General features: G+C 67.9%; 7 protein-coding genes and 1 pseudogene. 3 read left to right on the forward strand and 5 right to left on the reverse strand.

Going from position 1 to position 11586, the window contains the following annotated elements:
• Positions 1 to 398: 398 nt before the first annotated feature.
• Complete coding sequence (locus QZT59_RS11390; RefSeq protein ID WP_290816008.1) at positions 399 to 1328, reverse strand: sulfide-dependent adenosine diphosphate thiazole synthase; 930 nt, start codon at positions 1326 to 1328, stop codon at positions 399 to 401.
• Positions 1329 to 1551: 223 nt separating this feature from the next.
• On the opposite strand from QZT59_RS11390, the gene QZT59_RS11395 reads away from it, so the two are divergent.
• The gene (locus tag QZT59_RS11395) at positions 1552 to 1935 is read left to right on the forward strand and encodes an FxLYD domain-containing protein (RefSeq protein ID WP_290816011.1); all 384 of its coding nucleotides are present in this window, start codon (positions 1552 to 1554) and stop codon (positions 1933 to 1935) included.
• 400 nt (positions 1936 to 2335) lie between these two features.
• The gene (locus tag QZT59_RS11400; RefSeq protein WP_290816025.1) at positions 2336 to 3889 is read left to right on the forward strand and encodes a flippase; all 1554 of its coding nucleotides are present in this window, start codon (positions 2336 to 2338) and stop codon (positions 3887 to 3889) included.
• Between the two features lie 25 nt (positions 3890 to 3914).
• On the opposite strand, the gene hflX is transcribed toward QZT59_RS11400, so the two are convergent.
• From hflX to QZT59_RS11420, 4 genes are all read right to left on the reverse strand, one after another.
• On the reverse strand, positions 3915 to 5246 hold the full coding sequence (gene hflX, locus QZT59_RS11405) for a GTPase HflX (protein WP_290816014.1): 1332 nt from the start codon (positions 5244 to 5246) through the stop codon (positions 3915 to 3917).
• Between the two features lie 312 nt (positions 5247 to 5558).
• Positions 5559 to 6347 (reverse strand): 4-phosphopantoate--beta-alanine ligase, encoded by a 789-nt coding sequence (locus QZT59_RS11410; protein WP_290816016.1) that lies wholly within the window; start codon positions 6345 to 6347, stop codon positions 5559 to 5561.
• A 210-nt stretch (positions 6348 to 6557) separates the two neighbouring features.
• Positions 6558 to 9335, reverse strand: a complete 2778-nt coding sequence (locus QZT59_RS11415) for a DUF1508 domain-containing protein (RefSeq protein ID WP_290816019.1) — start codon at positions 9333 to 9335, stop codon at positions 6558 to 6560.
• A gap of 343 nt (positions 9336 to 9678) precedes the next feature.
• Positions 9679 to 10506: a pantoate kinase gene (locus QZT59_RS11420; protein WP_290816022.1), complete on the reverse strand. Its 828-nt coding sequence runs from the start codon at positions 10504 to 10506 to the stop codon at positions 9679 to 9681.
• 301 nt (positions 10507 to 10807) lie between these two features.
• On the opposite strand from QZT59_RS11420, the pseudogene QZT59_RS11425 reads away from it, so the two are divergent.
• Positions 10808 to 11586 (forward strand): annotated as a pseudogene (locus QZT59_RS11425) (methyl-accepting chemotaxis protein); the annotation flags it as partial.

Below are 11586 nucleotides of genomic sequence, written 5' to 3' on the forward strand. Positions count from 1 at the left end.
GGCCGAACGGCGGCCCGTCGAGGTCCGTATCGGACTCGGTCTCGCGCCAGGAGCGGAGCGGTTCCCACCCCAACCGATCGGTCGCTTTCTCCGTCGTGAACGCCGACTCGTCGTCCTCGAGCGCACACGTCTCGGAGAGCGCGTCGAACGTCTCCTCGATACCGCCGCCGTACGACGGTCGAGGGAGTTCGCGCCGTCCGGTTCCACGGTCGGCAGCTTCAGATCGATTCCGAGGACGTCGTAGCCGGCTCCGAGCAGCACGTCGGCGATCCTGCTGCCGGCACCGCAGGTCGCACCGGTGGCGATGACGGTCACACTCACGCTCCGGCGGACGACGAAAAACGGCGTGGCTTCCGGCGAGTGGTTCGCGTCTCGCGCAACCGCGATCGCCTCGCGGCTCAGTCGTCCGCGGGCGTCGCGCGGCTGGTGATGTCGACCGGCTCGGCGTCGACGCCGAGTTCGTCGATGGCTTCCTGGGCCGCGCGCTTCCCGGAGACGAGCATGGCGCCGAAGGTCGGGCCCATGCGGGGAAGGCCGTAGGCGGTCGCGACGGCCATGCCCGTGGCGATCAGGCCGTCGTGGACGAGGCCAGTGTGCTCGACGACGGCATCTTCGGACTTGCCGACCCACATCGAGTCGTGGCCGGGCGAGTCGTGACCGGGTGCGCCGTAGGACTCGCTGTCGGTCTGGTCCATGACCCGACCGCGATCTCGGGCGTCCTGCACGCCGGGCGCCGAGAGGACGCCGCGCTCGTCGAGCTTCGTGATCGCCATGGCGTCGTGGCCGGTCGCGTCGATGACGAGGTCAGCCTCGACGGCGATCGGGTCGACGCAGGTGATCTCGCGGGGCAGCGCGTGAACCGGCGTCCAGTTCATGACGATGCCCGAGACCTTGTGGTCCTCCCGGATGACGATGTCGGTGAACTCGGTCATGTTCTGCATCTTCGCGCCGGCGTCGCAGGCGGCCTTGATGAGACCGGAGCAGGCCTCCGGGCCGTTGGCGACGTACAGCCCCTCGCTGTCCTGGGATTGCTTGTAGGAGACGTCGAGTTCGTCGAGGATGTGCTGGGCCGGGTCGCGGACGGTGACCTTGTTCATCAGGAAACCGCCGAGCCAGAAGCCGCCGCCGAGGTAGTTGTTCTTCTCGACGACCATCGTCTTGACGCCGCGTTCGGAGAGTTCTTTGGCCGCGGTCAGCCCGGAGGGACCGCCGCCGATGATGATCACGTCCGAGTCCGAGAAGTCCATGAACTCCTCGGTCCACTCCTGGCCGATCGCGCGGGTGACGTCCGCCTCGCCGACGTCGCTGAACTTGTCGAAGTCGCTCATACAACCCAGTGTTATCTCGGGGTAGTGAAAAGGGTGTCGTGACGGTCGCCGGACCGGCGGATAGCAGCGTCATCCGTCACGAAGCCGGCTCACGTCGGGAGCCGGGAGGAAGACGATTTCGACGATCACCCGTTCGACCGACACCCGACGCGGCCGCCGATCACCGAGGCGCCACGCAACCGCCTCCAGAACCCTCTTTGCGCAGCCGACCGTTCGTACGGGCATGGATCGCCGGGCGTTCCTCGTCGCCGTCGCGTCCCTCTCCGGCTGCGCCGGCTACTTCGAGGAGGACGAGCGGGAGGGCGTCACCGATCCGGACGACGTGATCGTCATCTGGGACACGCTCGTCCGCGAGAACGCCGGGACCGAAGAGGAACGCGTCACGATCTGGGGGGTCGTCCGCAACGAGAGCGACCGAGAGCTGGGATACGTCGAGATCCGCGCGCGCTTTTACGACGCGAACGACGAGGAACTCGACGCCGTCATCGAGAACGTCGAGGACGTGACCGAGGGTCGGGAGTGGCCCTTCGAGATCGAGTTCCAGCACTTCGGCGAGCGGGCCGCCGAGGTCGACCGCTACGAGCTCGAGGTCATCACCAGCCTCTGATGGCCGACGCAGATCCGACCGCACGCGGTGACGCACTGGCGTGGGAGATCCTCCCGTCAGCGATCCGCGCCACCACGCGAACCACGACGTCGAGACGCGCGCCATGACCGACGACGACCCTGCGGGGGACCGCGACGACCACGACGGCCCGGCGGGAGACCGCGACGACCCGGCAGGGGACCGCGTCGACCACGACGGCCCGGCAGGGGACCGCGACGGCCCGCAAGAGAACCCCGGATGGCAGGGCCGAGATTCCGACGGCGAGGATCGTCGGCCGGCGAAGCGACCGTCCGGGGTTCCGGGATCGGACGGAACCGACGAGCGAGGAGCCGATGCCGGGAACGGCCGACGTTCCGGAGAACCGGACCGCCGAGGATCCGACGCCGCGGACGGGCAGCCGGTGCCGAATCGATCCGAGGGTGCCCCGGCCCGAGCCGGTTCGGGCGTCGACGAGGGGATCTCGACGCTCGCGAAGCAGGGGAGCATCACGTTCGCCGGGAACGTCGTCAACGGCATCTTCGGGTTCGCGATCGTGATGCTCATGACCCGGTTCGTGAGCCCGTCCGTGTACGGGCTGTTCGTCCTGGCGACGTCGGTCATCCTCTTCATGCAGGTGTTCGCGAACCTCGGCTTGCCGCTGGCGATCGACTACTTCGTCCCGCAGTACCTGGACGACGGCGACCGCGGAAAGGCCAAGGGCGTGATCGTTCAGGTGACGGCCGCCGTGCTCGCGACCTCCACGCTGATCGCGGTGCTCGTCGCCGCGAGCGCGGGCGCCTTCGCCGACTTCTTCCGCGAGCCCTCCCTGGCCGTCGCGCTCGTCCTGCTTTCGGTCAGCGTTCCGATGCTCGCGTGCTACCGGGTGTTGCTCACCTCCTTCTACAGCATCAAGAAGCTCCAGTACCGGGTGCTGATGCGAGATCTCGTCCGGCCGATCGTTCGCTTCGCGGTCACGTACGGCTTGCTGGTGGCGGGCTGGGGCCTGCTCGGCCTCGTCACCGGGTACGTCGTCGGACTGCTCGTCGCCATCACGGCCGGTGCGATCGTCTTCACCTACAAGGCCTGGGACATCGTCTCGGCCAGGATGGAGCGGGTGGCCGCCTGGCCAGTCGTCAGCTACTCCGTTCCGCTGGCGATGACGAGCGTCGTCTTCGTGCTGATGGGCCACGTCGACTACTTCGTCCTCGGGTTCTTCCTCGACTCGGACGACGTCGGGATCTACCGCGTCGGCTACATGCTCGGCTCCGGCCTGATGATCATCTTCAGCTCGCTCGCACCGGTGTTCAAGCCGCTGATCGCCGAGACGAGAGACGACACCGCGCTCGTCCAGTCGCGGTTCCGGGTCGCCGCCCGGTGGATCGCCGGATTCACGCTGCCCACCGCGATCACGCTCTCGCTCGGGGCGAGCTCGTACCTCGCGGTCCTGTACACGCCGCAGTACGCGGAGGCCAGCGCGGTCGTCGCGCTGCTGTGCGCCGCGTTCCTCTTCAACGTCACCTTCGGCGGGCCCGACGGCTCGTTGTTGCAGGGAATGGGCTACTCCCGCGTCGTCTTCGCCAACACCCTGGCGCTGTTCGGGACCAACCTCGTCGTGTCGGCCGCGCTCGTGCCATTGATCGGGATCGAAGGGGCCGCGATCGGGTCGGCCGCCGCTCTCTTCCTCGTCGGCGTGCTCACCATCGGCGAGCTCTACTACCTCGATCGGATCCACACCTTCACCAGGGACTTCGCGAAGATCGTCGTCGCCGGCGTCCCCGCGGCGATCGCCGGCGCGCCCGTCGTCCTCTTCGTCCGGTCCGACCTCGTCATCGTCGCCGTCTTGCCGATCGTCGTCGTCGGGACCTACGCGTTGACGCTCGTCGCGACGGACGCCTTCACCGACGACGACGCCCGAATGGCCGCGGAGTTCGGCCCGAGCGCGCCGGGCTGGCTCCCCACCGGGATCCTGAAGTGACGTGTTCGACCGCCGGTCGAGTGTCTCACGAACTGCCGGACCGAGACGACCCATCGGCGCCGAGGGCCTCGGCATCGGCCCGAGCTTTCGCCAGCACCCGCGGCCGGCCGCTGACGACGACGCGTACCTCGTCCCCGTCGTAGTCGACCGATTCGACCGCCGCCTCGTCGTACAATCGCGAGACGAGCGCCATCGACTCGCCGCAGTTTGGCACCGTGAGGCGCGCGTGTTCGGTCGGCAAACGTTCCGTTACGGCCGAGACGAGCCGATCCACGTTCGTCCCCTCGCTCGCGCTCGTCGACACCGGAGCGGGGGCCGCCTCGCGAGCGATCGCCAGTCGATCGGCGAGGGCCGCCTCGGACGACAGATCGGCCTTGTTGATCGCCGTCACCACGTCGTGCCGATCGACGCCCTGTGCGTCGAGAACGTCGAGGGAGACCTCGAGCTTCTCGCGAAACTCTTCGAGCGGGTCGCTCGCGTCCGCGACCAGCACGACCGCGTCTGCGGCCGCGGCCTCGGAGAGCGTCTCGCTGAACGACCGGACGAGTTCGTGGGGCAGATCTTGGACGAACCCGACCGTATCGGTCACCAGGGCGGGCCGCCCGCGAAGCGTGGCCCGGCGGGTGGTGGTCTCGAGTGTCTCGAACAGGCGATCCTCGATCGACGCGACGGCATCTTCGTCGGGGTGATCCGACGCCGTCCCGGTCGCCGAGAGGTCGTCGGCCAGTCGGTGCAACAGCGTCGACTTCCCGGCGTTCGTGTATCCGGCGATCGTCACGAGGTCGAAATCCTGCGCTCGTCGACGCTCGCGGAACTGTTCGGCCGGGGACGCCAGCTCGTCGAGCGTGCGCTCCAGCCGGTCGATTCGATCCCGGACGTCGTACCACGGTGACCCCTTCTCGGTCCTGCGGTTGAGGACGCCTTCGTCCGCTTCCGCACGTATCCGGGGGAGCTCGTATTGCAACCGGGCGAGCTCGACCTGAAGCTGCGCCCGTCTGGTCCGGGCCTGTTCCCCGAAGATATCGAGTACCAGGCGATATCTGTCGAAAACCCGGACGCCGTCGGGAAGACGTTCGCGAACCGTCGTCGTCTGTCCCGGCGTCAGTTCGTCGTCGACGACGACCAGCGACGCGCCCGTCGCGTCGACGAGCTCGGCCAGCTCCTCGACTTTGCCCGAGCCGAGGAGAGTCCCCGGGTCTGGCGGGCGCGTCTGGGTGCACTCGCCGACGACGGCGTACCCCGCCGCCCGGGTCAGTGCGCGAATCTCCTCCGTATCGACGGGGGTCTCCCCGGCCACCGCGGCGACGACCGCCTTCGGTCTATTCCTCTCGGTCTGTCGGTGTCGTTCTCCTCTCATGTGCTGTCGAACCGCACGTGGTTTCGTCTCTGTGCGTGCGAGAGCAGGCGCTCTCCGTAATCGGTGCCGGAGCCGAAAGCGCCCGGGGGCAGAGACGAGGAGCGGTTAGCTCCCTCACCGGTCCCGGCCGAAGCGATCGACCGACCGGCCATCGCCAGGGCGTCCCGACGGCGAAGCTACGGAACGATCGAGCGCGCGACGGAGAGACGGCGTCCTACCGCGACGTGGGGCGCATCCGGCTCAGACGAGAGAAAGGGTCTCCATTCCCATCGAAGAGTTCCGGGGCGCGGTCCAAAAAGGTACCGAGACGGTTCACTCCTCGACCAGGTCGCCCGCTCGGATCCGCGCTTCCGCGGATTCGAGGGCCACGTCGGGATCGAAGGCGTCGACGACGCCCCGTAGGGTCGCCTCGTCGGCGTCGGACAGCTCACGCGCGTGGGCGGCCACGTTCGGCACCGCCCGGATCACGTTATCGACGATCGGAACGTCCGCCACCTGCGCGGAGCGCGAGAGGGGATTGAGGTCGACCACGATCTCGGTCTTGCCCATCGCGTCGAGCGCCTCGGCGCGATCCCCGTCCTCGAGCGGGACGACCACGACGTCTGCCCCGTAGATCCCGTCGGCGTCGACCTTCGCTCGCTCGTGATCGAGTCCAGGGATCCGCGCGTCGGCCTCGAGACCCTTGATCCCCGACGCGCCGTGGGCTCGCAGGTGATCGGCGATCGCCGTCATCCGTTCGGGCGTGCGATTGAAGAGGTTGATCTCGAGGTCGGCACCGACCGCTTCGGCGAGGTCGACCGACTCGCCGGGAACGAGGGCGGCGACGTTCCCGTTGATCGAGAGAACCGGCTCATCCGCGAGCAGCAGGTGGGCCGCGGCCGCGCGCTCTGCCTCGTCGGCCGACGGGATCGTCTCTTCGCCGAGCAAGTAATCGAAGGCGCTGCCCCTCCCCTCGGCGTGCATCCCCTGGAGGTGGGTGATTCCCTTCTCGACGCCTTCCTCGATCCGGTGGCGAGTGAGGAGGTCCTGATAGCGAGGGTGGTCCGCGGGGATCTCGTCCTCGCCCTCGACCGCCGCCGGGACGGTGTCGTAATCGCTCACGGCGGAACGGTCGTCGCGCGTGATAAAAAGCGCCGCGTTTGATCCGCGATCGTCGGTTCGCCGCGTACAGTCCGCGGTCCACGGTGCAACGACTGCGATCCGCGAGGGTCGGCGCCGTGCATTCAGTCCGCGGTCGTCGGTTGGACGAGTGCGGCCGGAGTCGCCGGCGACGTCCGGCGACCCGTCATCGCCGCGAACCGCGTCAATCGACTACTCCGTGAACTCGATCCAGCCGTCCGGGGCGTGGACCTTCACCGACGTCATCGCCTCGCGAGCCTCGGTGCGGCTGTCGTAGGCCATCGTGCTCTCGGACATCGACTCCCCGTGCTCGTCGACGAGCTTCCACACCCAGCCCTCGTCGCTATCGTGAAGCTCGAACGAGACGCCGTCGATCTCGAGGATGCTGGCGTCGGGAATCAGGTCCCTGATGTTCTCGAGCGCATCGCGGACGCCCGCGGTGGTCTCGAACGTTTCGGTGCTCTCGGCCACGGCGCGGCCGTCCTCGTCGATCAGGCGCCAGCTCCAGCCGTCCTCGCGGGAAATGATCTCGAACGAGGCGACGTCGAAGTCGACGCTGCCCGCGAGCGACGCCAGCCGTCTGACCTCCTCGACGACGTCGACGGCCGCGTCCCTGGTCGCGGCGGACGCCCCCGCCGTCGCCAGCACGTTGCGCTCCCGGTCTTTGAGCTCCCAGGACCAGTCGTCGCCGTTGGTAAGCCAGACGACCGCGTCCTCGACGTGGAAGATCGGCGCCTCCGCGGCCGCCGCGGTAAGCTCGTCGACCGCGCGCACGGCCGCCTCGCGGTCGTCGTAGGTGCGGCTGGAGGCGGCGATCGCGTCGCGGTCGCGGTCGAGCAGCCGCCACCGCCAGGCGTCCTTTCCGTGGACCTGGACGAAGACGTCGCCGATGCGGGAGCTGTCGGCGCTCGACGCGGCGTCGCGAACCCGGTCGAGTCCGTCGACGAGTTCGCTGCGCGTCGGGGCCCCGTCCTCGCTCTCGGCGACCACCTCGCCGGACGGGAGGACGAACCGCCAGTGCCACTCGTCGTCGGCGTAGGTCTGGAACGCGGCGCGGTCCATCGTCTCGATGGCGGTGTCGAGGTTATCGACGAGTCGGTTCATCGCGTCGCGGGCGGCGCCGCGGGTCGGGTGGGAGGCGGGATCCTCGGCGATGAGCTTGCCGCCGTCGTCGATCAGCCGCCAGCCCCACTCGCCGTCGTCGACGAACAGTTCGAACGCAGCCGTCTCGATCTCGAGCAACTCCGCGTCGGGCGCTTGCTCCTTCAGGGTCATCATCGCTTCCGCGGCCTCGCCCTTCGAGTCGTGCTCGGCGCCGCTGTCCGCGAGGACGTTGCCGTCCTCGTCGATCAGCCGCCAGCGCCACTCGCCGGTGTCGGCTTCGTAGACCTGGAACGCGGAGTTCTCGAACTCGATGAGGTCGGCCTCCTTCGCCTGGTTTCGCATGCGCTCGATCGCGTCGGCCGCGTCCGACGCGCTACCGTGGGGCTCCTCGCTCGCGGCGACGACCTCCCGGTCCTCGGTGACGAGCCGCCAGCGCCAGTCGTCGTCGACCTGGTAGGTCTCGTACAGCGCGTCCTCGATCTCGTAGACGTCCGCGTCGCGGGCGTTCGCCGCGAACTTCCGGCTCGTCGCCTCGCTCTCCTCGTAGCTGCCGCCGTCGCCGGGGTTGCGTGCGACGATCTGCTCGTTGGCGCCGACGAGCCGCCAGTTCCAGTCGGCCCCCGAGGCGTACAGCTCGTAGGTCGGCTCGCCGGCGACGGTCACCGGCGCGTCCTCGAGCTCCGGCAGGAGGGCCTCGACGGCCTCCTCGGCGTCGCGCCGCGTCTCGTAGATCGCCTCCGCGGACGCCACCTCCGCGTCGTCGGTGTCGACGACGCGCCACGACCAGCCGTTGCCGCTCTCGACGAGTTCGATGCCGACGTGATCCAGCGCGAGCAGCCGCGCGTCGTCGATCCCGTCGACGAACGTCGAGGCGCCGGCCTCCGCGTCGGCCTTGCTGGCGTAGCCCGTCGGGCCGACGGCCAGCGGGTGGCGCTCGTCGTCGAGGAGTTGCCAGTACCACTTGTCGCGCTCCTCGTAGTAGTTGAACGCCGCGTCGTCGATCTCGATGACGTCGGCGACGGGCCCGCGGTCCTTGAAGAAGCTCACGGACTCCTCGGCGCCGTCGCGGTCGACGTAGGTGTCTCCGCAGGTGGCGACGACGGAGCCGTCCTCCCGGACGAGCGTCCACTGCCACTCGCCCTCGCGAGTCTCGTAGAGCCGGAACGCGGAGGTCGTCAGCTCCATCAGCCCGGCGGAACCGATCTGGGACTTCACCTGGTCGATCCCCTCCTCGGCGTCGGGACGCGTGAGCGCGCTGTCCATGCTCGCGGCCAGCGCCTCGAGGTGGAGGATGTGCCACTGCCAGTCGCCCTGTTCGTCCCGGAAGACGGCGAACTGCGCGCCCTCCAGGGCGTCGCCGGTGAGGATGTCGGGGTTGTCGTCGACGCCCTCCTCCGAGACGTACTTCCCCCTCTGACCGGTGACGGCCGGAATCAGCGCGGTGACGCCCGCCAGAACTGCGATCCCGCCGGCGTAGAGGAGCGTGACCTCGACGCTGTAATCGTCACCGAACCCCCGCCAGTGTTCGGGGTAGACCATACCGAAGGACGTCACGCCGATAAACGCGACGAGCAGCCCGATCACGCTCGCCTGGATACCGCGCTTGCGGACCGGGAGCATCAACACGAGCCCGAACAGACAGAGCGTGAGCGCGGTCATCCCGAGCACGCCGCTGACCCGGATGTAAAAGGTCGAGGACTGATCGCCCGCGTAGAGTACCAGGAACGCGAGTAGCCCGACGGTCGCGACGATGCACCCCAGGATGAAAACCCAGTAGCCGTAGACGTCCTTTTTCGAGTCCGGTTCACCGACGTAGTGTTCGTACAACCGAAACAGAGTGTCGTTGAAATTCGTGATTGAAGACATGGGAATTCGAGCGGATAACTACAACGTAGCATAATAAATTATCGGCTAACTATCTGTCTGCGCACATGATTGCCTTCGTCTCCGGAACGCCGAACGGTCTCCGGATTCCCGTCGGTCTGGCGCGATCCACCGCAAGGATAGAACGGACGTTCGTGCCCCAGAAATTAGCCGAAGAAGCGGGGAGCGCGCGGGGAATCGCTACTGGTTCATCGCGCCCGTCACGCCCCTTCCCGGTCACTAACGAAAACGATTCGCCGCGCTCGAGCCCTTCGGAAGCCGGCGTTCACGAAGAACACGTACCGGAACGGACACGTCGGCCGCGCCCGGAATCGTCGTCCGTTCGCTACTCGAGCATCGCCCCGGCCGGATGTATCGCGCAGACGTTCGGTTCGTATCCCGCCTCGGAGAGGCCGTCGCCGAGGGCGAAGACCGTGTCCCCGAGCATCGCCATCGAGGCCTCGCCGTCGACCGCCGCGACGTCCCGGATCGCCGCACGAACGCGGGGAGTGAGCAACTCGGCCTCTCGAGCGAACCGCCTGGAGGCGTACACGAACGAATCGAGCGTCGGCTCCTCGACGATCCGTGAGAGCGCCCGCTTTCCCGCGATTGAGAGGGCCTCGGTGTCGCCGGAGAGGACGGCACGCGTCGAGAGCTCGCCGAAGGTCGCGTACTCGACCCGCGCACGTTCGGGAATCGCGTCGAGCACCCCGTGCCTGGGTGCGCCGGGTTCCAGCCTGATGGGCGCCCCGCCGCGAGCTTGGGCGACGACGTCACCGAGTCCCGTCCCCGCTCGCACCTCGGCACCGTGTGCGATGGTAACCAGTTCGTTCGTCGAGAGCCGACGGTCGAACACCCGATTCGCGGCCAGCGCCGCGCCGAGCGCAAGCGCGCCCGAGACTCCGAATCCCGATCCGAGCGGCAGTTCGGATTCTGCCGTTACGTTCGCGCTCGCACGAAGCGCGCCCAGGACCGCCTCGACCGGTTCGATCTCGACCGCCTCTCCGTCGAGCGTCAGCGACGTCTCCGTCGCGGGCTGAACCGTCACCCTCACGCCGTCGGTGAGCGTCAGTCCGGCGCCTCGCGACCCGGCCTTCGTCGGATCCTCGTCCGGGTGCGCGCTGAAGAACCCGGTGACGTGACCCGGCACGAAGGCGGTCGCCTCGTCTGCCATCGTCAGCCGGTTGCCGTGCGCCGGATATAACTGTGCAGGTTCGACGGCGAAGCGACGATTCCGGCGTTCAAGGACCGTTCGGCGAGCCGGATCCGAGCTCCCAGTCGGCGAGCCGGAACCGAGCTCCCAGTCCGACTCACGCACGGAATCACTCGGTCGGCAATCCCGCCGTGGGAATCTACGTTCCTCGCGCGTTCAACTTCGGCTGAACAGTCACGAAATATCGAAGGATCTTACCCATATCGGTCGGTGAGAGCCCCACCCTATATTTACTGGGAGTGTTTACGGGCAAGGAGACAGTATGGGATTCGTAGGGTTAACAGTCGTCGACGCTGTTCGCGGTCGATTCGCCGTAAAGCTCGTCTTGCTGCTGCTCGTCATCGGCCTCGTCGTCGGTGGGTTCGGGGGGCTGATATACGCCCAGACGGACGCCAGCCTGCAAGCGGATACCGAGGAGAAGATGGAACACGCGACGGTGCTCCAGGCCGAAACGCTGTCGGAGTGGGTGAGCGCGACCGAACGGGAGGCGGCGCTCATCGCCGAATCCGACGCCGTCCAGAGCGGCGACGAGGACCGCATCCACGACTTCCTCGCGAGCCAGCAGGCGGAGATGGACGACGCGATCGTCGGCGTACACTACTTCGACGGAACTAACGAAACGATCGTGGCGAGCACGGTCGACGGCGTAGAGGGCGAGCACGTCCACCTGCCGTGGGTACACGCCGGCCACGGCGATTTCGAACCGGCGCTGGTGGGCCCGTACGAGGATCCGCACGTCGACGCGCAGGCCGGTGCCGTGGCCGTCGACGTCGACGAGGACATGCGAGTCGCCGTCGTCTTCGACGCGGCGGAGCTCTCGGGCACCCTCGAATCGCCGACGCAGTCCGAGGAGGCGTTCACCCACGTCGTCGACGACGAGTTCGTCGTCGTCCTCAGCCACGACACCCAGACGATCGGGATGATCGACCACCATCACACCGGTCTCGAGTTCGACGACCGATCCGGATACGTGGAGGTCGACATGGACGACATGGATCACGACGATCACGACGATCACGGTGGTCACGACGACCACGACGA

Source organism: Halovivax sp., from assembly GCA_007119345.1.
GTDB lineage: Archaea > Halobacteriota > Halobacteria > Halobacteriales > Natrialbaceae > Halovivax.